Origin of the sequence: Leptospira saintgironsiae (genome assembly GCF_002811765.1) — a bacterium.
GTDB lineage: Bacteria > Spirochaetota > Leptospiria > Leptospirales > Leptospiraceae > Leptospira_B > Leptospira_B saintgironsiae.
The window spans coordinates 342,486-368,630 of the sequence record NZ_NPDR01000003.1 but is presented as its reverse complement, the minus strand read 5'-3'; the positions used below and the strand labels follow the sequence as shown (position 1 = coordinate 368,630).

The 26,145-nt window shown below is 38.8% G+C and carries 27 protein-coding genes; 14 read left to right on the top strand and 13 right to left on the bottom strand.

The annotated features are described in order from the left end of the window. Positions 1-40: 40 nt before the first annotated feature. The 4 genes from CH362_RS09315 to CH362_RS09300 are packed head-to-tail and all read left to right on the top strand — an operon-like array spanning position 41 to position 3,281. On the top strand, positions 41-658 hold the full coding sequence (locus CH362_RS09315) for a hypothetical protein (RefSeq protein ID WP_100710248.1): 618 nt from the start codon (positions 41-43) through the stop codon (positions 656-658). Beyond that, on the top strand, positions 655-1,635 hold the full coding sequence (locus CH362_RS09310) for a PP2C family protein-serine/threonine phosphatase (RefSeq protein WP_100710074.1): 981 nt from the start codon (positions 655-657) through the stop codon (positions 1,633-1,635). The genes CH362_RS09315 and CH362_RS09310 overlap by 4 nt, the downstream gene beginning before the upstream one ends. A gap of 50 nt (positions 1,636-1,685) precedes the next feature. Further along, the gene (locus CH362_RS09305) at positions 1,686-1,973 is read left to right on the top strand and encodes a hypothetical protein (protein ID WP_100710073.1); all 288 of its coding nucleotides are present in this window, start codon (positions 1,686-1,688) and stop codon (positions 1,971-1,973) included. 15 nt (positions 1,974-1,988) lie between these two features. After that, positions 1,989-3,281 (top strand): hypothetical protein, encoded by a 1,293-nt coding sequence (locus CH362_RS09300; RefSeq protein WP_100710072.1) that lies wholly within the window; start codon positions 1,989-1,991, stop codon positions 3,279-3,281. Here the strand turns inward: CH362_RS09300 and glpK are convergent, their stop codons facing one another. Together glpK and CH362_RS09290 are read right to left on the bottom strand one after the other, a co-directional pair. Continuing rightward, the gene (glpK, locus tag CH362_RS09295) at positions 3,282-4,775 is read right to left on the bottom strand and encodes a glycerol kinase GlpK (RefSeq protein ID WP_100710071.1); all 1,494 of its coding nucleotides are present in this window, start codon (positions 4,773-4,775) and stop codon (positions 3,282-3,284) included. A 31-nt stretch (positions 4,776-4,806) separates the two neighbouring features. Beyond that, positions 4,807-5,763, bottom strand: a complete 957-nt coding sequence (locus CH362_RS09290; RefSeq protein ID WP_100710070.1) for an MBL fold metallo-hydrolase — start codon at positions 5,761-5,763, stop codon at positions 4,807-4,809. A gap of 276 nt (positions 5,764-6,039) precedes the next feature. On the opposite strand from CH362_RS09290, the gene CH362_RS09285 reads away from it, so the two are divergent. The 9 genes from CH362_RS09285 (at position 6,040) to CH362_RS09245 (ending at position 11,652) form a co-directional block, all read left to right on the top strand. Then, positions 6,040-6,354, top strand: a complete 315-nt coding sequence (locus CH362_RS09285; RefSeq protein WP_020768055.1) for an STAS domain-containing protein — start codon at positions 6,040-6,042, stop codon at positions 6,352-6,354. A 27-nt stretch (positions 6,355-6,381) separates the two neighbouring features. After that, entirely contained in the window at positions 6,382-7,197 is an 816-nt protein-coding gene (locus CH362_RS09280) for a hydroxyacylglutathione hydrolase family protein (RefSeq protein ID WP_100710069.1), read from the top strand. 167 nt (positions 7,198-7,364) lie between these two features. After that, a complete protein-coding gene (locus tag CH362_RS09275; protein ID WP_100710068.1) occupies positions 7,365-8,744 on the top strand; it encodes a dihydrolipoyl dehydrogenase in 1,380 nt (459 codons plus the stop codon). 62 nt (positions 8,745-8,806) lie between these two features. Beyond that, positions 8,807-9,724 carry an ABC transporter ATP-binding protein gene (locus CH362_RS09270; protein WP_100710067.1) on the top strand — a complete coding sequence of 306 codons (918 nt, stop codon included), beginning with the start codon at positions 8,807-8,809 and terminating at the stop codon, positions 9,722-9,724. Further along, a complete protein-coding gene (locus tag CH362_RS09265; RefSeq protein WP_100710066.1) occupies positions 9,721-10,494 on the top strand; it encodes an ABC transporter permease in 774 nt (257 codons plus the stop codon). The genes CH362_RS09270 and CH362_RS09265 overlap by 4 nt, the downstream gene beginning before the upstream one ends. Further along, complete coding sequence (locus tag CH362_RS09260) at positions 10,494-10,766, top strand: BolA family protein (RefSeq protein WP_100710065.1); 273 nt, start codon at positions 10,494-10,496, stop codon at positions 10,764-10,766. The genes CH362_RS09265 and CH362_RS09260 overlap by 1 nt, the downstream gene beginning before the upstream one ends. 65 nt (positions 10,767-10,831) lie before the next feature. Then, the gene (locus CH362_RS09255; RefSeq protein WP_100710064.1) at positions 10,832-11,056 is read left to right on the top strand and encodes a BolA/IbaG family iron-sulfur metabolism protein; all 225 of its coding nucleotides are present in this window, start codon (positions 10,832-10,834) and stop codon (positions 11,054-11,056) included. Between the two features lie 22 nt (positions 11,057-11,078). Continuing rightward, entirely contained in the window at positions 11,079-11,390 is a 312-nt protein-coding gene (gene grxD, locus CH362_RS09250) for a Grx4 family monothiol glutaredoxin (RefSeq protein ID WP_100710063.1), read from the top strand. A 1-nt stretch (position 11,391) separates the two neighbouring features. Further along, the gene (locus CH362_RS09245; protein ID WP_100710062.1) at positions 11,392-11,652 is read left to right on the top strand and encodes a glutathione S-transferase N-terminal domain-containing protein; all 261 of its coding nucleotides are present in this window, start codon (positions 11,392-11,394) and stop codon (positions 11,650-11,652) included. Here the strand turns inward: CH362_RS09245 and gshAB are convergent. Genes gshAB through CH362_RS09210 form a run of 7 tightly spaced genes read right to left on the bottom strand, consistent with a single transcriptional unit; the run spans position 11,635 to position 20,319 of the window. After that, positions 11,635-12,675, bottom strand: a complete 1,041-nt coding sequence (gene gshAB, locus CH362_RS09240; RefSeq protein WP_165780251.1) for a bifunctional glutamate--cysteine ligase GshA/glutathione synthetase GshB — start codon at positions 12,673-12,675, stop codon at positions 11,635-11,637. The two genes, CH362_RS09245 and gshAB, sit on opposite strands and share 18 nt — an antisense overlap. After that, positions 12,663-14,204 (bottom strand): glutamate--cysteine ligase, encoded by a 1,542-nt coding sequence (gene gshA / locus CH362_RS09235; protein ID WP_100710060.1) that lies wholly within the window; start codon positions 14,202-14,204, stop codon positions 12,663-12,665. Before gshA ends, gshAB begins: the two co-directional genes overlap by 13 nt. 28 nt (positions 14,205-14,232) lie before the next feature. After that, on the bottom strand, positions 14,233-15,996 hold the full coding sequence (ggt, locus tag CH362_RS09230) for a gamma-glutamyltransferase (RefSeq protein ID WP_100710059.1): 1,764 nt from the start codon (positions 15,994-15,996) through the stop codon (positions 14,233-14,235). Then, positions 15,996-18,239 (bottom strand): ATP-dependent Clp protease ATP-binding subunit ClpA, encoded by a 2,244-nt coding sequence (gene clpA / locus CH362_RS09225; protein WP_100710058.1) that lies wholly within the window; start codon positions 18,237-18,239, stop codon positions 15,996-15,998. The genes ggt and clpA overlap by 1 nt, the downstream gene beginning before the upstream one ends. Further along, complete coding sequence (gene clpS / locus CH362_RS09220) at positions 18,236-18,559, bottom strand: ATP-dependent Clp protease adapter ClpS (protein WP_100710057.1); 324 nt, start codon at positions 18,557-18,559, stop codon at positions 18,236-18,238. Before clpS ends, clpA begins: the two co-directional genes overlap by 4 nt. Next, complete coding sequence (locus tag CH362_RS09215; RefSeq protein ID WP_100710056.1) at positions 18,556-19,728, bottom strand: GNAT family N-acetyltransferase; 1,173 nt, start codon at positions 19,726-19,728, stop codon at positions 18,556-18,558. The genes clpS and CH362_RS09215 overlap by 4 nt, the downstream gene beginning before the upstream one ends. A 3-nt stretch (positions 19,729-19,731) precedes the next feature. Next, on the bottom strand, positions 19,732-20,319 hold the full coding sequence (locus tag CH362_RS09210; protein ID WP_100710055.1) for a sigma-70 family RNA polymerase sigma factor: 588 nt from the start codon (positions 20,317-20,319) through the stop codon (positions 19,732-19,734). A gap of 126 nt (positions 20,320-20,445) precedes the next feature. Between CH362_RS09210 and CH362_RS09205 the strand changes: the two genes are divergently transcribed. Beyond that, positions 20,446-21,066, top strand: a complete 621-nt coding sequence (locus CH362_RS09205; RefSeq protein WP_100710247.1) for an NrsF family protein — start codon at positions 20,446-20,448, stop codon at positions 21,064-21,066. Positions 21,067-21,068: 2 nt separating this feature from the next. On the opposite strand, the gene CH362_RS09200 is transcribed toward CH362_RS09205, so the two are convergent. The 4 genes from CH362_RS09200 to leuC are packed head-to-tail and all read right to left on the bottom strand — an operon-like array spanning position 21,069 to position 26,024. Continuing rightward, positions 21,069-22,952, bottom strand: coding sequence for an AAA domain-containing protein (locus CH362_RS09200; protein WP_100710054.1), 1,884 nt, complete (start codon positions 22,950-22,952; stop codon positions 21,069-21,071). A 5-nt stretch (positions 22,953-22,957) separates the two neighbouring features. Further along, positions 22,958-23,959 (bottom strand): PLP-dependent cysteine synthase family protein, encoded by a 1,002-nt coding sequence (locus tag CH362_RS09195; protein WP_100710053.1) that lies wholly within the window; start codon positions 23,957-23,959, stop codon positions 22,958-22,960. A gap of 28 nt (positions 23,960-23,987) precedes the next feature. Next, positions 23,988-24,614 carry a 3-isopropylmalate dehydratase small subunit gene (leuD, locus tag CH362_RS09190; RefSeq protein WP_100710052.1) on the bottom strand — a complete coding sequence of 209 codons (627 nt, stop codon included), beginning with the start codon at positions 24,612-24,614 and terminating at the stop codon, positions 23,988-23,990. 12 nt (positions 24,615-24,626) lie between these two features. After that, the gene (gene leuC / locus CH362_RS09185; RefSeq protein WP_100710051.1) at positions 24,627-26,024 is read right to left on the bottom strand and encodes a 3-isopropylmalate dehydratase large subunit; all 1,398 of its coding nucleotides are present in this window, start codon (positions 26,022-26,024) and stop codon (positions 24,627-24,629) included. Positions 26,025-26,145: the final 121 nt, after the last annotated feature.

Here is a 26,145-nt window from a genome sequence, read left to right as displayed (position 1 = left end):
GAAACTTATAAATAATGTGTTTCTTTTTCACAGATTTCCTATGAAAGATCTACTTACAGTTTTCAGGATACTTGTATTTCTTTTACTTTTCACTGGATGTTTTCCACCTTCTTGGATCAGAGAACTTCCGGAAAAACCTGAGTCTTCTAATGATATAACTCTAAAGGGAATATATAGTAAAAAACTTCCTCCCTTCTCCCCTTTAACCTCAGTTACTTATAAGGAAAACCAAACAGAAAGATTGGAATTTTCTAACTCGGAAAAATCTTTCCAAAAGTACTACTTGAGGGAGATCGAAGAAAAAGGAGAAATCCGTCGAATCCAAATAGAAGGATCCGGAAAATATGAGTCCCGCGGGAATTGGCTTCTACTCAATACACTTAAGATCAAAAAAGAAGAATCCGTTTGGAAAGATGGAAAACAAATCTCAGGCCCTGAAATAAATTTCCTGGAAACTTCTCACAAACTATTGTATCATTACGATCCTTCTAACGATTCCTTAATTCCGATGATCTATGAATCTGGATATAGAGAAAAACCTTTTGGTGTAGTAGAAGGAACAAACACACCTTATGCAGAAGATGAATTATTCAGGATTTCTCGCAGGAATTATTCCAAGAAGGAATACCAAGGCCATGCCTATTTTAAGGTAAGATGAGAAGTTCCACTACGATCAAACAGTACATGAAGGACGCCTGGCCGGTTTTAATCGTGCTAAATCTTTCTATCTTAGGTACTTTGGGAATCGGACTTAAATTTTATACGCCACCAATTCGAATCCCTATCGTTTTACTTTTAGTATGTTGTTTTACCTTATTCATTAATTTTTCTGCATTCGTTCTGTTTTTAACGGAGAAGATCCTACCAAGAGAACAAGAGTTTGGTAAAATAATAAAACGTTTCCGCAGAGGAGACAGTAGGATGCAAAACTACGTTCTTCCTCTGGACTATGTGGATGAAAATTATGAAATCCGCGGAAGATGTATGACATATAACCCGATCGGCGGGGACTTCTATAATTTCCTAAAAGACAAAGACGGAAATTATTGGATGGGGATAGGAGATACTTCCGGTCATGGTTATGTAGCCGGACTATTCAGTCTTATGATCATGAACCAAATGAGCCATCTGGTCCATAAATTTGAAACTCCTCATGAGATTATAGATCAGATGTTGGAACATTTGGAAGAAAGGACTAACACATTCCCCCATATCCATCGTAGTCTTTACGCTACTTTCCTTTTGATGAAAGCAGACAATAAAGGAAATTTTCTACATTCGGGAATTCACCCAAGTCTAGTTTTGTATAAAAGTAAAGAAGACAAAACATATGTAGTAAGCACCGACGGAAAATTCCTTTCCACGGTGATGAACTCTCCTCTCAAAAAACCAAAACCTTCTCAAAGTTTCAAAATGGACAGAGACGATATTCTGTTCTGTTTTACAGACGGTCTATTCGAACAAAAGAATAGAAGTATTGGCGGATACTACGGAGAGAATTTATATAAATTTTTGGAAACTGCTCCCAAGAAGAATATTCGCAAATTGATAGATGATCTATTTTCCGACGTTGTGAAACATACTGGCGGAAGAATACAAGACGATATGAGTCTTTTAGTGGTCAGAAAATTTTAAGAACATAATTTACTCTTGAACAAACAGAAATAATCGACGAATCTGTAAGAATGGACCATGAATATTGGGTCGTAAGACTTTCAGGAATCCTGCTCTGGAATGAGAGAGATATTCGTAAAATTTTAAGAGTGGTTTCCGATAGCAGCCTTGTCACCGGACTTACGGAAGAAGAGACGCTGGATTTTTTACAATACGGATGCGAAGAAGAGTTAGATTCCTTAAAACAGACCTACGACTGGACACTATTCAAAAAACAATTGGTTTCTAAACTTTCCAAAAGAGAAACAAAGGCTCCAGGTCTTTCCGTTTTACACCCAGATCTTTTCGAAGAAGAATAATCCTCCTATGTTCCCATGATCTATTTCGAGGGAGAAAATTACCATTTTCTATTCTGTAACCCTGACTCTGTAGCAAGAGTACATTCTAAAATTTCCCCTTTTTATGATTTCCCTGAACGAGAAATCGAAGAACTCCCTTTCTTATATTCGCAACCTGCACTCATTCCTAAGTTTCTTTATGAATTAGAATACGATCGTAAAAGTATCATGAGCTCTGCGATCCAAACACCGCCTTTTTTGAAATTTTCAGACGGTTTACTCTATTCCGAAGATTCTAAATTTCCTAAAGAATCAGAGGAAATATTCGAAGGTGCCAGCTACTCTATTCGTTCGAATCCTTATCGAGTTGTAGGAACGCAGGCGGCGCGATCTGCAACCCCAATTACAATCATCCGAGAAAATCTGCAAACACAAGTTGGAAGTGTCCAAACTGGAAAGTTCACACTCTATAGAATGTTCCGAAAAAGAATGCTCTCTACCAAATATCTTTCTCTCAGAGATATAGTGAACCCCGAACTGAATGAAGAAGATATAATCAAAAAAATAGAAGAATTATACTTTGATCCTGAAAGTAAAACGTATCTATTTCGTTTGGTAAAAATTCTATATGGGGGAACTCCGTCAGAAGAACAAGGATTAGTTTCCAATCTATTTACTTACGAGATAGAATTTGCAAAATTTCTGAGAGACCGGATCTTCTCCATTGAAATACTTCCTTTAATACATGGACCATTCTTAAATTCTATTTTAAACAAATTGGATGAAAGGATCTTAAAATTTTCGGTTCCAAAACTTTCTCCTCCTGTTCGTAGAATGGTAGAAAAGAATGTTTCTAAAAATAAATGGAAACAGATCTTAGATGGTCCAAGTAAAAAACCGGAACCAGGGGAATCTTTTCCTGAAATTGTAGAGAAAGAGATCTTCAGAAGATTCTCAAGAAGGATCTATTATGAAGAAGGGAATTTTCCTTTATATAAGGATTCAGCTGAAGAGGAAACCACTAAAACAGAGATTGAATTCGAAGGTATTCCTGGTGATAAATTCAATCTAAACAGATCTTCTCACGAAATAGAACTATATGCTATTACGAAGGATAAGATACTTCTACGCATTTTGAAATATATGGAAGTTTTGAGAATAGATATTTATCTTTCTAAAAAGGAAAGAGATCAGTTTGAGTTTTTTAAAATTTCAAGGGATTCTATTTTAGAAATTCCAAAGTATGATCAGGCAAAGCTGATCATTGGAGCAGGCATCAATTCCGAAAGAAAACCTTTGGAGTTTAGCCTGCTCTCTTTTTCTTACTGATTAGGATTCAGGAGTAAGAATTCTTTTTACTGAATTCTTCCAGACTCGGATCTCTTTTTCTCTCAAACTGGAACTTAGCTTAGGAGAAAATTCCTTATTTGTTTTTTGGTTCTTCTTCAGATCATTTACGGAAGAATAAAAACCTCTTTCCAATCCTGCGAGATATGCAGCTCCCAAAACTGTTGTATCCAGGTTAGAAGGCCTTACGATCTTTTTACCTAAAATATCAGCTTGGTATTGCATGAGCCAATTATTAGCAGTCGCTCCGCCGTCCACTTTTAGGACTTTCAGTTTGGAACCAGTATCATTCTCCATTGCTTCTACTAGTTCATAAGATTGTAATGCGATCGATTTTAATGCGGCTCTCGTTATCTGTTCTTGGGTTGTATCTCTCGTAAGACCTAAGATCGCTCCTCTTGCATTCATATCCCAATAAGGAGCACCCAAACCGGAGAATGCAGGAACAAAAACAACATCATCGTCCTTGGTTACAGAAGAAGCCATCTTTTCAGAAAGTTTGGATTCCTTGAAAAATCTGAGATTATCTCTTAGATACTGGATTACCGCTCCACCTATGAAGATGGAACCTTCTAAACAATAAACTGTTTTTCCCTCTGGTCCACAGGCAAGAGTTGTGATCAGATTATTTTTAGAAATCTGTAGCTTGTTTCCTGTATTGAATAATAAGAAACATCCGGTTCCGTATGTGTTTTTTGCCTCTCCAGGTTCAGTACATAATTGTCCGAATAATGCACCTTGTTGGTCTCCGACTAAAGAAGAGATTGGAATTCCATCAGGTAGACCCTTAACTCCTTCCGTTCTTCCGAACAAACTACTGGAGTTATGAGTTTCAGGCAGGATTGCTTCAGGAATTTGTAATATTTTTAATAATTCTTTATCCCATTCTTTCTTTTCAATATTGAAGATAAGAGTTCTACTCGCGTTTGTATGATCCGTTTTATGTGATTTTCCAGCGGTCAGACGATATAGAAGATACGTATCGATTGTTCCGAAAAGGACTTTCCCTTTTTCTGCTTTTGCTCTTACACCTTTTACATTGTCCAAGATCCATCTGATCTTGGTCCCACTGAAATAAGCATCTACTACTAGACCTGTTTTTCTTCTGAAGATTGGCTCTAATCCTTCTTTCTTTAATCCGGAACAGAAGTCGGAAGTCCTACGACATTGCCATACGATTGCGTTATAAACAGGAGCGCCCGTATCCTTATCAAATAATACTGTAGTTTCTCTTTGGTTGGTTATCCCTATTGCTACCGCTTTTTCGGGTTTTAATTTTCCATTGCGGATCGCTTTTAAGATAAGCTTTTCAGTTTTCGCCCAAATCTCTTCAGGATCATGTTCCACCCAACCCGGTTTAGGAAAATGTTGTTTAAATTCGGAATAAGCGCTTGAGATCACTGTCCCGGATTTACTAAAACAAAATGTACGTATACCTGTGGTGCCGGCATCTATTCCGATGATATATTCACTCATTCGATAACTCCCTGATCGATTGAATTAAAGATTAAATTTGGATTTCCAGACCTTCTCTTGCCATGATGATCTCTAATTGGTTGTCCGGATCAAACATTTCTTTGTATTTAATCGCGCGCAGATAAACTGCATCCAATTTTTCGTCATCATAAGAAGGATCATGGTGAAACATTACTAATTTTTTAACATTCGCTCTAAGAGCAATGTCAGTTGCCATGGAAGCAGTACTATGCCCCCAATCGATTTTTTGTAAGGACTCTTCGAAAGTATATTGAGTATCGAATACTAGAACATCAGCCCCTCTGAAATAGTTCAGATAGTCTTCTATATTCTCCATCTCGTCCAAATTGAACTCCGCATCAGAAGCGAAGATTAACGACTTACCATCTTCTTCAAACCTGTAAGAAAAACTTCCACCTGGATGGCGGACTGCTTTAGAAATAGAAGTTATAGAATCAGTTACTCTGAATGCCCTACCTTCTGGAACATGACGGAATATTTTCTCCGCTTGGAAACCATCGAAAGGAACCGGAAAATGTGTAAACGTGTGCTGGTATCTTAATCTTTCTTCTAGATTTTCAACAGAACTTACGAATTCGAATTTATTCCCTGGAGTATACAAAGGGACGAAGAATGGAATTCCTTGGATATGATCCCAATGAGTGTGGGTGAAGATCCAAACCGCCTTTCCTTTTCCGGAAGCGTATCCTTCGTGTAAGATGGAGTTCCCCAGTTCTCTGAGTCCCGTCCCACCGTCTATAATAACAAGTTTATCTTCTTTATCCCGGATCTCTATGCAGGTCGTATTTCCGCCATAGGTGCTCCAATTAGAAAGCGCTAAGGAGTCTAAAAAATCCTCGATTGCCTCCGGACTTTGGAGGTCAGACGGAGATGCCAAGCTTAGTATCCTAAGAATCTTAGATCGAATCAGGTCGCCCTGAACGGGGGAAGAAATGGAGCCCCGCACTCCCCAGAATTTGATCCGCATACAGTTTTAAATATCGTCCGAAACCTTTAGTTCCGGTAGAAAATCGAGCACTCAGTTTTACTGAATCAGTAGTTTTTGCGAGCGATTTCTTATTTTATTTGAAATAGATTTAGATCCCTTTTTGTTCTAAAAAAGAGTTTACCTCTTCTTTGCCACAAATTAGTCTATTGGATCGGGTTCCCTCCCGGTTTAGAAATTAATTCCGAGAATTCTTTCGGAGATCCGTTGTTTTCTTAGCCCGAGGATAGTCAGAGAAATAGAGATCGGAGCCACTCATTGGAAGGTTTTCAAACAGACGTATCCCTAGAACAAGGATCTTGTGTAGTTAAGATCCAGGGGAATGTAAGCCTAAAGAACGCATTTGCGTTAAAAGAACTCATCATTCGCCAGTTTGACGAGGGGCATAAAGATATCATCTTGGACTTCGAAGGGGATGTATATTTGGACTCCTCAGGGATCGGTGCCATTTTTAATACCCAAAAGTACGTCACAGAAAGACACGGTCATCTGAAACTCAGAAACCTAAGCAGAGACGTGATGACTATCTTGAGGATCGCAAATCTAGACAAACATCTGGATATTATTCAATAGGACTTATTCTCCCCTTGTCTAAAATCCATGTTGGAAGTACTTAGGATCTATACAGACAGCCCCCTCCGAAATTTTACTTACCTGGTCAGAGAACCAAATTCTCAAAAAACACTTTCTATAGATCCATATGATCCGGATCAGATCTCTCAAGTTCTGGAGAACAAATCCTGGAGCCTGGATTATATTCTAAACACTCACGAACATAATGATCATACCTGTGGAAACGACGGACTTGTTTCCAAATATGGATCCAAAGTTTTAGCTCATCCAGCTGGGCTCGGAAAAATCCCTCATGCTTCCCACTCCTTAAAAGAAGGAGAAAAAATTTTAGAAAGTCCTGACGGAAATTCTTATCTTAAAGTCATTTATACTCCTGGTCATACATTTGCTCATGTTTGTCTTTTGCAGATAGAAAACGGTTCCCCTTATGCAGTATTTACTGGAGATACTATCTTTAATTCAGGTGTAGGAAATTGCACCAGAGGTGGAGATCCTAAAACACTTTACGAAACTGTTCTGAAAGAATTCCAAAATCTTCCCGGAAACGTTAGATTATATCCAGGACATGATTACCTCAAAAACAATCTGAAATTTAGTTTAGCAATAGATCCTAAAAATGAAGAAGCTGCCAAAGCATTAGCAAAAGCAGAAGGTATGAAGGAAGACCAAGAATTTTGGACCACAAACTTCTCAGAGGAAAGGACATTTAATCCATTCTTCCTTATATTTGATCCAAAAGAAAATTTGGTTTCTGGTATCCGAAATAAAATGCAAAACGAGTCCCTATCAACTGACCCTCAAACTCTGTTTATTGCACTAAGGTCTCTCCGGGATAAATGGTAGAAGATATTCTAACTTCTACTTTTATTTTCCCGAAATGAGTACAAACAATATCTAATATTTTGTGAATCAGAGAGAATACTCTGGTAAATTTTTGAAATTTATCTCATGTATTCCCCAAAAGAATTCTTTTCGTTTAGAAGTATCCCATTCTCCATTGAATTAACCGCATGAAAAAGTATGATATTCTCGTAATAGGCTCCGGAGGAGGAACTAAATTAGTCACACCTCCTTCTAAACTTGGTTATAAGGTAGCAATCTTAGAAAAAGATCGTTTGGGAGGGACCTGCTTGAACAGGGGTTGCATCCCTTCTAAGATGCTAATCCATCCTGCGGAAATTTTAGCACAAGCCAAGGATGTGTCTAAATTTCAGTTGGGAATCCCCGGTCCATTCTCCGTAGATTTTAAAACTTTGGTGGAGAGAGTTTCTGCAACGGTGGATGCGGACTCAGATAGTATTATCCCTGCTTATGAAAAAAATCCAAACATAGACTTTTATCCTCACGAAGGTAGATTCGTGGAAAATAAAGTAGTAAAAGTAAACGGAGAATTGCTCACAGCAGATCGTATTTTTATAGCTGCGGGATGTAGGCCTTCTATCCCTAATATTCCTGGTCTTGCAGGAACTCCTTATATGACTAGTAGAGAAGCTCTCAGAAGAACTGAACTTCCTAAAAAACTTTTGGTCATCGGTGGGGGCTATATTGGTTTAGAACTTGGATTTGCATATTCAGCATTCGGTTCTAAGACTACTTTTATCGTTCGTAACAGAATGCTTTCTCATGAAGACAAAGATATTATAGACGGTTTCGAAAAAGCATTTTCTAAAAGAGAAGATGTTCGTTTAGGAACAGAAGTGAAGAAGGTTGACTATAAAGATGGTATCTTCCGTTTAGAATGCCAAAATTCTTCAGAAACTTTTATATTAGAAGGAGATGCACTCTTAGTCGCAACTGGTATCAAACCAAATACAGATTGGTTGGACCTCCAACACACTGGTATCCAAACAGATGAAAAAGGTTATATCAAAACAAACGAATACTTTGAAACAACTACTGACGGTGTTTATGCCCTGGGAGATATTATTGGAAAATATTTCTTCCGCCACTCCGTAAACTTTGAAGGAGAGTTCTTGTTTCAGTCCTTATATGTAGACAAAAACAGAACTCCGGTCGAATATCCTCCAGTTCCCCATTCTGTATTCACCCATCCTCAAGTGGCAGGTGTAGGCAAAACAGAACAACAATTGAAGGAAGAAGGCACCGAATATATCTCCGCAATCAATCCTTACTCCAGTAGCGCCACAGGAATGGCTAGACTTTCCGAAGACCAATTCGTCAAAATATTAGTAAGTCCTAAAACCAGAAAAATTCTGGGTGCCCATATTCTAGGAGATGAGGCTTCTAACCTCATTCATCTTTTTATACTCCTGATGACCATGGGTGGGACTCTAGATGACTTGCTAAAGATGATTTATGTTCATCCCGCTTTGCCTGAAATCGCAAGAAACGCTGCCAGGAAAGCAAGAGAAATCTTAAGCTCTTCCTAAAGCCAAAAGATTGTCGAAACAGGGCTTGTTCAAAATCATAGAATTGGAGCGATTTTTCGGGAATGAACAAAGCCTTAGAGATAAAAAATTTGGTGAAGACCTATGCCGGAGGGGTGCAGGCCTTAAAAGGAATTGATCTGACCGTGGACGAAGGGGACTTTTTTGCCCTTTTAGGTCCTAACGGTGCGGGGAAGTCCACTACGATCGGAATTTTAAGTTCCTTAGTAAATAAAACTTCTGGAGAAGTGAAAATTTACGGAGCGGACATAGACACAGAACTCACATTAGCGAAATCTTATATAGGTGTAGTTCCGCAAGAATTCAATTTTAATATATTCGAAAGAGTAGAACAGATTGTCGCAAACCAGGGAGGATATTATGGTCTTTCCAGAAAGATAGCTATAGAAAGAACTCAAAATTATTTAAGCCAGCTTGGATTATACGAAAAAAGAAAAGAAGGCGCAGGTAGACTTTCCGGAGGAATGAAAAGAAGGCTTATGATTGCAAGAGCCTTAGTCCATAACCCGAAAGTTTTGATCTTAGATGAACCAACTGCAGGAGTGGATATAGAGTTCAGACGTTCCCTCTGGGATTTCTTAGTCAAACTAAACGAATCTGGGATCACAATCATTCTAACCACCCATTACTTAGAAGAAGCTGAAAATCTTTGTAAGAAGATCGCAATCATCGACCAAGGAAAGATTGTAGAGAACACTTCTATGAAGGAACTCCTTGTAAAATTAGATTCCCAGACATTCGTGTTGGATCTAAAACAACCAATTTCTTCTCCAATTGATCTGAACGGATTTCATTTAAATAAGGTGGATGATCTAACACTAGAAGTGGATATCGGAAAAGACAATTCATTAAACGAATTATTCCGACTTCTAGACAAGAGTGGAATCCAAATATCAAGTATGAGAAACAAGTCGAACAGATTGGAGGAATTATTTTTGAAACTAGTGGAGAAAAAACTATGAACTTCCAAGAAAAACTTAACGCATTCTCCACTATCGTTCGAAAAGAAACAGTTCGCATTCTAAGGATCTGGATCCAAACATTAATTCCTCCAGGTATTACGATTTCATTATACTTTCTGATTTTTGGAAAATTGGTCGGGTCTCAAATTGGGGATGTAGGTGGCCATACCTATATCCAATTTATCGTTCCTGGACTTGTGATGATGTCTGTGATACTGAACGCTTATAACAACGTAGTATCTTCTTTTTTTGGCGCAAAATTCGGAAAGAATATAGAAGAGCTATTAGTTTCCCCTACTCCTGCGTATCTAATCGTGCTTGGATATTCTATCGGAGGAGTGGTCCGAGGAGTTTTAGTAGGATTTATAGTAACACTGGTGTCTCTATTCTTCACCGAATTAAGACTTTATGATGCAGGGATCGTAATCGTTACTGTTGCACTTTCTGCACTCATGTTTTCAATGGGCGGATTTTTGAATGCACTTTATGCTAAAAAATTCGACGATGTTACAATCATTCCTACATTCATATTAACACCACTTACCTATTTGGGCGGAGTATTCTATTCTATCAAAATGCTTCCAGAGGGTTGGCAGATAGTTTCTAGGTTTAACCCTATTCTTTATATGGTAAATGCATTCCGTTATGGATTTTTAGGAGTAAGTGATATTGATCCATTAGAGGCGATCGGGCTTTTAGTGGTAGGAACCATTCTACTCTATTCTGTTTCAGTATTTTTACTCAGCCGCGGTTATGGAACGAGGACCTGATGCAAGATATGTTTATTGAAATGGAAAGACTTTTGAGAAATGGACTTTCCCCCTCTGAATTAAGAATAGAGGATTTTTCAGAACAGCATGCAGGCCATTCTGGGAACCCTAGTCGTAAAAAAAGAGGAACTCATATCAGGATCTTTATTACTAGTCCTGATTTCCAGGGAAAATCACTTTTGGAACAACATCGCTCCGTTTACCAGATCATGGACCCATTCCTAAAAGAATGGGGTGTCCATGCTTTGGAATTAAAGACTTCTATCCCTTAGAAAAAAGATTGTCCAGGAAGAGATTCTAAAAAGTGCTGATAGTATTAGAGTCTAAGATATAACAGATGACTGTTCAAGAAATTCAGGAAAAAATCCAAGCAGGACTTCCAGGTTCGGAAGTGGAGATCGAAGATCCGTATAACGACGGAGTACATATCAAAGCGATTGTAAAGTTTTCCGGATTTGCAGGAAAGTCCATTGTGGAACAACATAGAATGGTCTATGCCACATTAAAGGATGAACTGAAGGCAGAAGTCCATGCTTTAGGACTGGAAACAAAAGTATCATAACTAACAGATAGGAATAAGTATCATGGAAAAAGATTTACAAGATAAGATAGAAGGATTGATCGCTTCTAAAAAAATATTTCTGTTTATGAAGGGGACTCCCGATGCTCCAATGTGCGGTTTTTCTGCAGGAGTGACCAATGTTCTCAGAAGTTTAGGTGCAGATTATAACTCATTTAATGTTCTTTCCGACATGAATGTCAGAGAAGGGATTAAGGAATTTGCTAACTGGCCAACCATTCCTCAGTTATACATCGACGGAGAATTCGTTGGTGGCCATGACATCGTTGTAGAAATGGCAAGAAGCGGAGAACTTCAAAAAAAGATCGGTGCTTAATATGATGAAACTCTTCCAATACGATACTTGTCCTTATTGCGCTTTTGTTCGTGGCTATTTTTCTGAAATGGGCCTGAAAGAAGGCAAGGACTACGAATTGGTAGAGGCCAGCAGAGGAACCCCAGGTAGAGAGGAGGTCCTACGTTTAGGAGGACTCTCTCAAGTTCCTTTTCTGGTAGATGGTGATATCAAAATGTATGAATCCAGAGATATCGTGGACTATGTAAAAAGTAAGATCCAAAAATTAGGAACTGTAACCTAATAGATCCAAAATTTTCTCCCCTACCTTTCTATTCTTTCCCGAATAGGGATAATTATGAATATATAATACAGGATTGAAGTTTAACTCTAAGATCCTGTAATCTCCAGCAGACTCCAGATCTTTTACTATAATATCTACACCACAAATTTTTGCTTCTACGGCTTTTGCAGCTTGGACTGCTAACTTTTTATAAGAAGGATCTGCAATATCCGTTACATCAACAGAATCTCCGCCTGTGCTGATATTTGAGTTTTTACGGACAAAAACTATTTCTCCAGCGTCAGGAATGAATTCTGGAGATTTTCCAGATTCCTTAAGAACACCTAATTCAGTATCATCTAATCTGATCTTTTCCAGAGGAGTCACATGACCCACACCTCTTCTTGGATCTGAATTCTTTTCTTCTATCAGTTCTCTGATTGTTTTTTTGCCATCACCAGTTACATTCGCAGGAATACGATTACATACAGCGACACATTCGTCGCCGATAACTAAAAATCTATACTCGTTTCCTTCTGCGAATTCCTCAATAATTGCTGTTTCTGAAAATCCAAGTGCAATTTCCAAAGCCTTCTTCTTTTCTTCATTGGAAGAAGAAGATGGAAGAATACTAATTCCAATCCCGAAATTAGTAGTAACAGGTTTCACCACCATTTTTCTATCTGAGTTTTTGTTCAGGAATTCCAGTCCTGAATTTAGATCAGAAACTGCAGTCCCCCTTGGAACCAATATATTCGATTCTTCTAAAATACGTTTGGTAATGGTTTTGTTTTCCATTACGAGAAAAGTCATATAAGAATCCAATTCCGTTTTGGAGGCTTCTTTTACGAGTCGAGTGATCCCCTTACCCGAAAGTCGGATAAAATGGCTGGGGCGATCTAAAACTTCTACTTCTAATCCTCGGTTGAGTGCGTCTCGGATCACAATTTGAGTAGAAATTTCCAGGTCCTCGAATCCTTTTAAGATGAATTCGATCGGATCTATTTTTTGCCCAGCCTCCAGTTTATATTTCAATGGTTGCAGATCCTTGCAGTTGCATTCTTTTTCACTTTTTCGGATTCTGCTATTTTAACTTTTTCAGCGAGGGACTTTTGGACTTCTTTGGCAAACATAGCAAATTTACCCGGTGTAAGTTCCATCTGGGATTGGTTTCTGTAATTTTCTTTAGCCAAATGAATTCCCAAATCTCTGAATTCCCAGCCTTCGTTGATGATACGATCCATTAGTTTTCCAGACGGCGTACACGAAGCGTCTTCCCAACGTTTATTCATTATGTTTAATATTTCTTGGTAAAATCGTTTTCCAGTATGGCGGTCCAATTCTTCCGCAATAGGTAAAAGATTTTGAGTGAATTCTTTTCCTCTAGTTAAGAAATCTTGCTCTTCTCCATCATCGCCTAAAACTTTCAAGCCTGGCTTTCTTCCTTCCCAGATAACTCGTTTAGTATTTTCTCTAATCCTAAGTTTTTCTTTTTGGTCTATGGATTTACTCTCTTTTAAGAGACCATCCAAAAGAACCATTTGTATGTAACCCAGACTCGGCTTATGAATTCCAGTAGGAGATTCAGGTTGAAGATCCAAACAACGTATCTCGATGTATTGGATTCCCCTACTTTGGAGAGCATCCAAAGGTCTTTCATCATTTTTAGGGATTTGTTTAGGTCGGATCGGGGAATAGAATTCGTTTTCTATCTGTAAATAATGATCGTTTAGCTGGTTTGGAATTCCACCATATGGTTGGTATTTTGCATAAGGAGTGCTAACTGCATAACACATTCCATCTATATATTCCTTTAAGGAATTATAATTGATAGGAAGCTCATCTTGCACTTTGCTCGTATACCCAATCTCACTCATTCTTAGAGAAGTCGCATAAGGAGCGTAGTAAGTATGATTCTTATATTTAACAAAAGGAAAATCGCTCTTAACAGGCAAGAAAGTCTCGTCAAAAACAGGAGTCGCTCCAGTTAAGTAGAGAATTTCAGGAACCCTTCTCATAAAATTACGAGTAACGGATAGATATAATTCCGAAATTTCTTCTTTGGTGAATGAATGTATTTCTTTTCCCAAAAATTGTTTTAAGAACAGATTCGAAAAAGAGAAGTTATAATGCACACCGGAAATGGTCTGCATCCTTCTTCCATAACGAAGACCAAGTCCATTACGATATACTGTTTTCCATTCTCCAGAAAAAGAATCACCATACTGTCCAAGAGGAATGTCTTTATCTTCTTTGGGAAGAATAGGAGGCATACTAAAAGGCCAGATCCATTCTTCTTTCAAATGCCTGGAAGTGAATATATGAAGATCTTGTAATTCTCTAACGATTGCTTCGATTCTAGGTCTTGGATTTGTAGCAAATTCAAGTTGAGGTTCCGAAAAATCAGTCTTGATAAAATGATTTGTAAGACTGGAACCTAAGGATTCCGGATGAGGAGTAGTAGCAATTTTTCCATCGAAAAATATACGCATACTTTCCTTTTCCAAACCGTGTTTTGCTTTTACAGCATGACGCAAATTTGGAAATACCGGAGTTTTGGCGGATTGATTCATTTTATATTCCTAGTTCTTTTTATTAATATTATTCTCCCAGAGGGATTCCATCTCCCCGTGGGTCTGCCGCGCCATACAATATACCATTCTCTCTTTTTACACAGAATAGTTTCGCCATATTATTTCCGAGTCTTACCTCATGTTTTTTCGCTTTAAGCTGATTGAAGGTAGCAGTATCAGTCGCCGGCCCTTCTATTGAAAGTGCATCCGGGAAAAACTGATGATGAATCCTTCCCCTTGCAACCGACTCATACAGTGTAAGATTTAAATCTAAAGTAAATAATATGGATTGTAAAACTGCATTTACTATATAAGAGCCACCTGGAGCTCCAGTGACCAAAAATGTTTCTCCATTTTTCAAAACGATAGTTGGAGACATGGAACTCAAAGGTGTTTTTCCAGGTTGGATAGAATTGGCTTCGGCACCTATCAGCCCATATACATTAGGCTCCCCGGGAGAACGACTGAAATCGTCCATTGTATCATTCAGAACAAAACCATAACCTTCGAGCACAACTGCTGCACCAAATCTATAATTAATAGAATGAGTAGTAGAAACTGCATTTCCTTCTGCGTCCACTACAGATATATGAGTAGTCTGAGGAGATTCTGCTTTTAGATTCAATCTACTCAAGTAAGTGGAACTAGGTGTTGCTTTCCCAGGATTAAAGTCAGAAATTTTTCCCTTAGCATAATCAGAAGAGATCAAAGTTTCCACTGGGATTTTTGTAAACCCTGGATCTCCTCCAAGAACTGCTCTATCAGAATATCCTCTTCTCATAACTTCTGCTAAGAAATGATAATAATCACTCTGAGAGAAATCATACATAGAATGAAGTTCTTTCGTTTCTAACATCTTTAACATTGTAAAAAGATGAACTCCAGAAGAAGGAGGAAACATAGTCCTAATATTATAATTTCTATAATTGATCTCTAAAGGTTTTTCTTCTCTTACTCTATAGTTTTTCAGATCGCTAAAATGAATTTGTCCGCCATTTGTAGAAACTTCTTCTGCGAGGACCTTAGCAATTACTCCTGTATAAAAATCCCTATCTCCAGTTTCAGAAATGATTTTAAGAGTTTTTGCGAGGTCTTTTTGAACAAATACCTCTCCAGACTCAGGGATCTTTCCTCCTGGTATAAAGATCTTCTTCATTCCGGGACTCATATCCTGTTCTGACTCTTGGATTGCTTCTGAAAGGTCTGGATAAACTACAAATCCTTGTTCGGCCAATCGAATAGCAGGAGCTAAAACCTCCTTTAAAGGAAGTTTGCCGAACTTTTTATGGATCTGCACAAGACCGGCCACCATTCCAGGAACACCTACGGATTTATATCCGAGTAAGGATTCTTCCTTGGGACGACCTTTATACATATTACGGCTTGCTAATAAAGGAGCTCTTTCTCTGAAATCAAACGCGTATGATTTTCCGGATTTTGCATGATGATAGACTAAAAATCCACCACCACCAATTCCAGTAGAAGAAGGACGGGTAACGGAAACAGCAAAAGAAGAAGCGACTGCCACATCGATCGTGTTTCCGCCTTTTTTATAGATCTCTAGTCCCACCTTGGATGCATCAATAGAATCGGTAGAGATCATGATCTTCTTGGATTCGGCAAACAAAGTGTTTGGATCTATGCCAAACTTAGGAGATACAAGGTTCTGGGTGGAAACTTCTCTTCCTTCGATGAATAATGTATTCTTCTTGCATGATCCAAAAACAAGAAGAAGCAAAATTGAATATAGTAAGAAATATTTGGGACTAGGTCTAACCGTTCTAAAAAACATTATTTTTCTCTAGAACGGAAGACTAATTTAAGTTCCTCGTTTTGTATTTCCAAATTCACATCCCCGCCGTTTTTTAATTCTCCAAAGAGAATCTCTTCAGATAATTTTTTGGAAATATTAGAATCAATCCACCTTTGGACTGGCCTTGCCCCAAAAAGAGGATCATAGGATTTTTTAGCGATCCAGATTAGAACATCCTCTCCGTAATGAAGTTGGATACTTTTCTCTTTTAATCTGATTTCCAGAAGTTCTAACTGTTTACGAACCACCTTGGAAACAGTTCCTTCATCTAAAGAAGAGAACTCGATTACAGCAGTAAGCCTATTTCTAAACTCAGGAGAGAATTGTTTTTCAATCGCTTTTAATCCACGATCAGTTAAAGCAGTATTATCAAATCCTAATGGATTAGAAGCTCTTTCTCTTGCACCAGTATTTGTCGTCATGATCAAAATGACTTGTTTGAAATCCGCCTTTCTACCGTTATTATCAGTTAGAGTGGCATGATCCATGATCTGTAAAAGAATATTATAAATATCCTCATGAGCCTTTTCAATCTCATCCAATAGAAGAACACAATGTGGAGTGCGAACAATTGCATCTGTCAATTGCCCACCTTGTTCAAAACCTACGTAACCTGGAGGAGAACCAATAAGACGAGAAACAGTATGTTTCTCCATATATTCACTCATATCGAATCGGATGAATTCTACACCCAAAATAGCAGCGAGTTGTTTGGATAATTCTGTTTTACCCACACCAGTAGGCCCCGCAAACAAGAAAGAACCCACAGGTTTTCCAGGTTCCGATAATCCACTTCTGGAAAGTCGGATCGCCTGTACAAGTTCTATCACCGCCTTGTCTTGGCCGTAAATTTTTCCTTTTAATTCTTCATCCAGGTTTTTGAGTTTTTCTCTATCATCCGCTTTTACAGTTCTTGGAGGAATTTTAGAAATTTTTGATACTAGCTCTTCGATCTCTTTAACACTTACGATCTTGGATTTGGAACTTTCTCTAAGTTTTACTTTTGCGCCTGCCTCATCAATTAGATCAATTGCCTTATCAGGAAGTTTACGATCTAGAATATAACGATCTGCGAGTTTTGCTGCTTCTTCTACAGCTCCTGATGAATATTTTACGGAGTGAAATTGTTCGTATTTAGGAAGAAGTCCTTTTAAGATCTGGATAGTCTCTTCTACACTTGGTTCGTTTACTTCCAATTTTTGGAATCTTCTAGAAAGTGCATGGTCCTTCTCAAAGATCGCTTTATATTCTTTGTATGTTGTAGTTCCAATACAACGGAGCTCTCCATTAGAAAGAGCAGGTTTCAGAAGATTAGAAGCATCTAAAGATCCCCCTGACACAGCACCCGCACCTATAATTGTATGGATCTCATCTACAAATAGTACATTGTCCGGATCAGAAGAAATAGCCTGCACCACATTCTTCAATCTTTCCTCAAACTCTCCTCTGAATTTGGTTCCTGCAAGTAGCAGTCCCATATCCAAAGAATACACTTTCGTATTTTTTAATACATCAGGAACCTTTCCATTTACGATCTGAAGAGCAAGTCCCTCTACGATTGCAGTTTTTCCAACTCCTGCATCTCCCACAAAGATAGGATTATTTTTACGACGTCTTGCAAGGATATGAATAGTCCTTTCAATCTCTTCTCCTCTTCCTACTAAAGGATCTAATTTGCCAAGGCTTGCTTTTTCAGTCAGATTTACGCAGAAATCAGCCAAAGCATCTCCACTTTGTTTTTTGGAACCCTCGTCTGTAGAATTTCCTTCTTCTACCTTCTCCCCTGATTTTTTGATTCCATGGGAAATATAACGTATTACATCAAGGCGGGAAATATCCTGCTTTCCTAAAAAGAAAACTGCATGAGATTGATCTTCTCTAAACAGAGAGGCTAATACATAACCTCCATCCAATTTTTTCTTTTGAGTGGATTGTACTTGAAATGCTGCTAATTGAAGAACTCTTTGAGCGCCGATTGTATATTCAGGTTCTATCTCTCCAAAAGATTCAGGCACTGATTCCATTTCAGTATCTAGATATTCTTTTAGCTCAGAACGTAACAGGTCCAAGTCTCCGCCGCATGCGATAAGAACTTCAGCCGCTACTGGATCATTCGTTAAGGAAAGAAGAATATGCTCAAGTGTGATATATTCATTTCTTCTTTTGAGGGCTTCCGTTCTTGCTTGGTTTAGAGATTTTTCTAGTTCTTCGGATAAGGTCATGATTCTTCCCCCTCTTCAATTTCCATTTGGCAATGCAAAGGATGTCCATGTTCCTCTGCGAGTATATGAGTCTCATTCACTTTTGTTCTGGCAACGTCATGAGAATAGACTCCACAAAGTGCCTTTCCGGTCGTATGCGCTTGCAACATTATTTGTTCGCTCTCGACCTGAGTCCGATAAAATACCACGCGAAGTATCCAAACCACAAACTCCATAGGAGTATAATCATCATTCAAGATCACTACCCTATACTTGGCTGGTTTTTTTAGTTTCAGTTTCTCCTTTGTGAGAACCTGCTCTTCTGTTTTTAAATCGCTCATTGGTATTCGGATTCTCCCCTTGGGGCCTCGTCCTTTAGTGGGGAAGAAAGATTTGTTTCCCTTATCATCTCTTGCATATGCATTCTTTCGCTTTCTAAAAAACGTTCAATCGCATTTCGAGCCTGGTCATGGAAAATAAAATGGGAGCTATAAGTAGGAACGGCAGGAAATCCTCTTAAAAACTTCTGCTCTCCTTGGGCCCCTGCCTCAAAAATTTCAAAACCATTCTTGATAGCGTATTCAATAGGAGAATAATAACAACATTCAAAATGTAGAAAAGGATAATGCCCAGAAGAACCCCAGTACCTTCCATACAACTTCTTTCCCTTTTTCAGGTTGAATGTTCCGCCTATCGTGTCCCCGTCCTTCTTCGCTAAAAACAATACCAGATTTTGAGAAAATTTCTCTAAGATGATCTTAAAAAATTTACGGTTCAAATAAGGAGATCCCCATTTTCTAGAATAGGTCTCCGTATAAAAGGAATAGATGCAGTCCATATCCTGTTCAGAGATATCCTTACCTTCTTTGCATAAGATCTGGATTCCTGATTCTTTGATGGTCTCTCTTTCTTTTTTGATCTGTATCCTCTTTTTGGATCTAAAATCTCCTAAAAAGTTTTCGAAACCAGTATATCCTCTATTCTTCCAATGGAATTGGTGAGTGATCCTGGTTGCAAATCCCCTTCTCTCTAAAGCGATAGCTTCTTCCTCTTCTAAAAAAAGAAAATGAATACTAGAGAGACCTTCTGTCTTTGCATTCTCTAATAAGGGAGGAAGTAGGATATCCAACGCTTCATCTGCAGACACATTATTTCTTCTGAATATTTTCTTACCGTTAACTGGAGTGAATGGATAAGCTACAAGTCCCTTAGGATAATAAGAAAGTCCATTCTGGGAGAAAAAATTAGCCCAGGAATGATCGAAAATATACTCACCATAAGAATCGTACTTATGATAAAAAGGAAGAGATGAATGTATCCCATTCTCGTCTTCTGCCACCCAATACTCAGGATGCCAACTCGTCCTTCCACCTACGCAGGAAGAAAGTTCTAGTGAATGTAAAAATTCATGATTGGAAAATGGATTTTCTGGATCTCCTAAAAGATTCCACTCCTCTGGAGAAATTTCTTGGAGAGAAGGTATCCTGCGGATCTTTGTTTTACCGGGCATTTTCTATTTCTTGGACGTTTTTGAACCTTCTATCGTTCTTTCAGATTCAGAAAAAAATCGTTTTAACTTTTCTAGGGAACGATGGACGATCACTTTTACATTGGATTCGGAAAGACCAGTGGATTCTGAGATCTCTCTGACTGATTTTCCTTCCAATTTAGCCATTGTAAGGATCCTTCTCTGTCTAGGCTCCAGAACATTTAGCCAGGATTCTAGTCCTTGTTGGACCTCCCACTTGTCCTCTATAGAAGTCTTTTCTTCCTGAGCAAATCCTTCCATTTCAGTGGGGACAAGCCTATCTCTGGTTCCTTTCCTGCGGATATAGTCTATGGTCTTATATCTTGCGATGGAGAAAAACCAAGGTGCAAATGGTTTTTCCTTTCTGTAAGTGACCCTGGCCTTGTGGATACCGATCAAAATATCCTGGATCAAGTCTTCTCTATCTTCCTTGTCACGAACCTTAGAGCTCAAATGATTGTTTAAAATTTCCCTGCATTTGGAAAGTAGGAGTTCGTATTCCTTGGAATCTCCTTCTTGGGCTAAGCGCATTCTTTCCGAAAGAATTTGCCAGATTTCTTGCTTTTCCGCCATGTAACCTTATGCAGTTTGACTCGAATGAATTAATGAGTCGTATAAAGAAAAGCTATTGGACTGGATTTTTTAAGGATGTCCAATCTTTCTTATATTAATGCGGAAAATCTAAACCAGGAGGAAGACATGACAAATTCGGACAAAACCAAACAACTGATCCAAACATTGAGTTTTGACCTGGAAAAAGGGAGTCTTAACATATATTCTCTTTTCTTTTCCTGTTTGGGTTTACTGGGTTTTGGAATACTCCTTGGTTGGTCTGTATCAAATCTGATAGGTAAAACAAACGCATTTCCAGGCTGGTGGCCAGAACCTACGTTATTATTAGTTTGGGGAATTGTTTCCTCATATCTTTTCTGCAAACTCGCGTTTCCTGAAGAAAGGTCTGCTTGGGCATTTTGGGGAGCAGGAGCTTTGTTATTTGTTTGGATTATATATATACTGAGTAGATTTTTTACAGAAGAAGTTACGGACCATGTTCATGTAGGACTCTGCTCTGTAATTATAGCGACTACTTCGATTTTATTTGGAGCCTGTGCTTGGTTCTTTTTGAAAAATACCGCTAGTTCCAGGCCAGGACTTTCAGGGTTTTTATTTCTAAACCTGTTATTAGCAAGTTCTAATCTATCTTTAAAGTTTGTTTGTTCCGTCCAGGATCCTGCCCATATTCTAATCTCTCATTTGGCATTTACCTTGGTTTGGATAGCAGTTCTGTACGTTCCGATCCGAAAAAAATTCAGTTGGTAACTTTAATCTAAAAACTCCCAGGCTGTTCTAAGTTCGCCTGCTAATTCCACAGTCTCTAGTAAATCTTTAAAGAAATCGTTTTGCCCTAAAGTGGAGCCGTCCCCCACCATCACTAAAAGTCTTTTAGCTCTGGTCATTCCCACATTCCATCTTCTTGTCTCAGATAAAAAGCCTATCTGACCTTCTGGATTCGAACGAACCAAACTAAAAATCACCGCATCAGATTCTCTTCCTTGGAAAGAATCTACAGTCTCTACTTCTAACTGAGAAGAATACTCGGGAAGCACTTCTCCCAGTTTTTGTTTCAAAAGATATCTTTGGTATCTATAAGGAGAAAGAAGGATCAAATTTTTAGGATCCCATCCTGAATCTATGATCTTCTTTACTATATTTACCGTAAACTCTGCTTCCCAAGGGTTTCCCAAACTTCCTTCCGAATTTTCTTCGGTAGTATCTGTTCCAGAACTATCTAAGAATACTAAACTGGAGCCGAATGGCTCTCCAGAATCAAAAGGAATTTTTTCTCTAAGATTCTGCTCTAATCCTGATTTAAGTCTATTTTCATAGAACTTTAGATTTGGGAATGTTTGGATCGGATCAGTCATTCTATATTGAGTATCCAAAAGAAATACTCTTTCCTTGTCTTGAAAAACAGGAAGAAGTCTTTCCATTAAAGAAACTTTAAGTAAAGGGTCTTCCGAAATTACAGTAGGAGGAAGTTGGCATGGATCTCCTGCAATCACAAACTTATCTGCCTTTAAAATTGGGATCCAAGAAGAAGGTTCTATTGCCTGGCTTCCCTCATCTAAAATTGCATAATCAAATTCTAAATTATGAAGTTGGTAAGAAGAAGCCCCAGTATGTGTACAAACGATCACTGGATGTGACTCAAGCAAATATCGGATCAAGACCTTCTGTCTTTCTTTAATACTTTTCCGTAAAGCATCTGCTTCTTTATAGAGACTTCTTCTTTCTTCAGCTTCTTCTTTACCAAAACTTCTTTTGTATTTGCGGGCCTTCTTCAATAATTCCTGGACTTCTTTTCTGTCTCTTTCGATCAGTTTTGCTTCCGGAGAATGATTTAATTTCATCTCTAAGGAATTTTGGATAATATCTGGATGCATCCGAGCAGGATGGCCTATTCTTAAAACAGGAACTTTGAGTTTTTCTAAAGATTCTACAAGTAGATCTGACGCTGAGTTTGTAGGAGCAGATGCGAGTATTCGTTTTCCATCCGCTGCCAGAATACGAATCGCTTCTACGATCGTTTTAGTCTTACCAGTTCCGGGAGGACCATGAACTAAAATAAAATCTTCTGTTTGTAAAATTGCGGATACTGCCTTTTTCTGTGAGTCGTTCAGAGTTTCGGGAAGATTAGATAGTGATTTAAAATTTGGTTTAGAAACTTCTAATTGATTGGAAAATAGATCCGCGAAATATTTTGCTCTGGATCCTTTCTGGGCAGAGATTACTTTTTCTAAGGCACGATCCCATTCCTTAAAACTTGTCTCATCCGGAAGTATTTCCAGAGCAAGTTTACCCTCTTCTACCCAGTCAGGTACTTCTTCCATATAAACAAGGTAGGAATCTTCGTTTGCTTTCAGTAAAACTGAAATATATTCCTCTGATTGCTTTACGATACGAACAGGTGTTCCTGGTCTGAATAGTTCGGGAATATTTTTGGATTTTGTGGTCCTAAGTAAAACTTTCCAATTTCCGTCTGCGCTTAATTCAGCGTCTTCGTATACTAAAGGAAATACAGTGAATCCGTCTTGGATCCTTTGGTTGATATCGGAGGAGGAAATTTCTTCCTTATACTTATCCAGCTCCGCCTTTCTTTCTTTTTTTAAAGATTCACGTAAGGCGGAATAATAAGATTCTTCCATTCCAATTAGAGTCGGTCTGGAGAAAGTACTACGATCTTATAGCTAGGAGTTTTTTGATCTTCACGAGTAGGAAGACTTTCTGCGTAATGAATAGCAGACGCCAAAGTAGTACCTGTAGTCAGTCCCGCAAAAATTCCTTCTTTTTGGTAGAGTTCAGATTGATAACGAAGCGCCTCGTCTCTATCCACCCCAATATACTGGTCAGTCACTTTAGGATCGAAAGATTCAGGAAGTCGAATACTGGAATCACCTTGGATCATTTTACGGATGAAGCGAGAATTTTTGCTCACTCCCATGATCACTCTAAGAGAAGGTTTTTTACTCTTTAAATATCTTCCTACACCGGAAAGAGTTCCACCGGAACCTCCTCCTGCTACGAATGCATCTACATTCCCAGCAAGATCTCTCCAGATCTCAGGCCCAGTAAATAAGAAGTGTGCATTCGTATTTGCCATATCCTTGAATTCATTCAAGATCACGCTATTTTTCTCTTTATCTTTGGCTGCCTTTGCAGTTTCTAAAAGAGAATCGTCCCAGTTACCTTTTGCAAGTTGTACTACTTCTACAGTAGCACCGTAAGATTTTAATTCTTTGATCTTCTCCTGATCTGTATCAGGTGCTAGAAATACTTTGAACTTGTATTGGCGAAGAGTAGAGATCCAAGCTAAAGAGATTGCAGTAGTATTATATCCAGCTTGGAAAATAGAACCGCCCGGTTTTAGTTCCCCTCTTCTTTCTGCCGCAAGGATCATAGAAAGTGCAGTTCTATCTTTTACGCTGCCGGTTGGATTACAGAATTCTGCTTTTAGATAAATTTCCACATTCGGAATATGAGAACCGATCTGGTTCAATCGGATAAGAGGAGTATTACCGATCATCTGGAGAACATTCTCTTTGATCGGTTTAGCTACGCTTAGCTCTCTTCCGAAAGCATTTTGAACATTATTCAAAGCCCCCAGAAGGCTATTGCCGAATTCATCTATGGAGCGTGAAATTTCGTCGAACATAGTCTTCTAGAGTCCTGTATTTAGAAAATTACTTATGAGAAGCGTATAACCAAGGAACATCTTTTCGATTTTTCTCTTCATAAGTAGAGATCTCAGCAACGTGCTGCAGAGTTAAACCGATATCGTCCAAACCATTGAACAAACAATACTTACGGAAAGAATCCACCTCGAAATTGTAAACATTTCCGGAAGGACTGATCACGTTCTGTTTGTCCAGATCGATCTTAATTTTGGCTCCCGGAGTCTTATCCACGATCTTGAAAATTTCGTCCACTTCTTCCGGCTTTAAAACAACTGGAAGCATACCGTTTTTGAAACAATTATTATAAAAAATATCAGCGTAAGAAGGAGCAATAATAGCTCTAAATCCAAAATCTTCTAAAGCCCAAGGAGCATGCTCTCTGGAAGAGCCACATCCGAAATTGTCTCTGGTTACAAGAATAGAAGCGCCTTTATATCTGTCTTGGTTCAGGCTGAATTCAGGATTCGGTTTAGTTCCCTCGTCATCCAGATATCTCCAGTCATGGAATAGATGGGTACCAAAACCGGTACGTTCTATCTTCTTCAAAAATTGTTTAGGGATGATTGCATCCGTATCTATATTTGGGCGATCAATTAGGACCGCTAAACCGTCGTGTTGAGTAAAGGGTTTCATGAATTAGTATCCTTATTTCCAGTTCCGAATATCTACAAAATGTCCTTCGACTGCGGCAGCGGCTGCCATAGCAGGACCAACTAGGTGAGTTCTTCCACCCTTTCCTTGTCTTCCTTCGAAGTTACGATTGGAAGTAGAAGCGCATCTGTCTCCTGGCTGTAAAACGTCGTCGTTCATAGCAAGGCACATAGAACAACCTGGTTGTCTCCATTCGAAGCCTGCCTCTATGAAAATTTTATCTAGTCCTTCTGATTCTGCTTGGCGTTTCACTCTTCCGGAACCAGGAACAACGATTGCCTGGACCTTGCTGGAAACCTTCTTACCTTTTACGGTCGTCGCAGCTACTCTAAGGTCTTCAATTCTAGAATTTGTACAAGAACCGATGAATACCTTATTCACAAAGACATCTTCCATCTTTTGTCCAGGTTTCAAGTCCATATATTTAAGTGCGTTTTCGATACTAGTCTTTTCTACTGCATCCGGTGCATCTTTTGGATCAGGAACAATTCCAGTCACAGGAACTACTTGTCCTGGAGAAGTTCCCCAAGTAACTTGTGGAGCGATCTCTTCTGCTTTTAATACTATACTAGTATCAAATTTTGCTCCATCGTCTGTCACATAACGTTTCCATTTTTGGACAGCCAGATCCCATTCTGCACCCTTAGGTGCGAAATCTTTTCCTTTCAGATAATCAAAAGTGGTTTGGTCCGGAGCGATAAGTCCTGCTCTTGCACCAGCCTCGATAGACATATTACAAACTGTCATACGAGCTTCCATACTTAAGGAAGAAATTGCAGATCCTCTATATTCGATTACATATCCAGTTGCTCCGCCAGTTCCGATCTTTCCGATGATCGCAAGAACGATATCCTTAGCAGTTACATGAGGAGAAAGTTGACCATCAACTCTGATCTCCATAGTTTTTGCTCTTCTTTGCAAAAGAGTTTGGGTAGCAAGCACATGTTCTACTTCAGAAGTTCCTATTCCGAAAGCAAGTGCTCCAAAAGCTCCATGAGTAGAAGTATGAGAGTCCCCGCAAACAATAGTCATACCTGGATGAGTGAGTCCCATCTCAGGTGCGATAACATGGATGATCCCTTGGTCAGGGTGATTTAGATCATAAAGAGTAATACCGTTCTCATTACAATTCTTGATAAGAGTTTTCATCTGGTTGGCAGAGATTGGATCAGCCAATTCCAGATCACGGATCCGAGTGGAAACGTTATGGTCCATGGTAGCAAAAGTAGCTTCAGGACGGCGGACCTTTCTTGCAGCCATACGAATACCATCGAAAGCCTGGGGACTCGTTACCTCATGGATCAGATGTCGGTCTATATAAATAATATAAGACTCTCCTTCCATTTCACCGACCAAATGGTCTTCCCAGATTTTTTCGAACATCGTTTTCATGGTTTGCAGGTCCCTAGGGGGTAAATTCAAGAGTAAAGATTAGACTTCCTTACGGAAGCTCTCTTCCATGCTAAAAATCAGGGGTTTTTCGTAAAGAAGGTTCCGGGACGAGGCCCCGAAT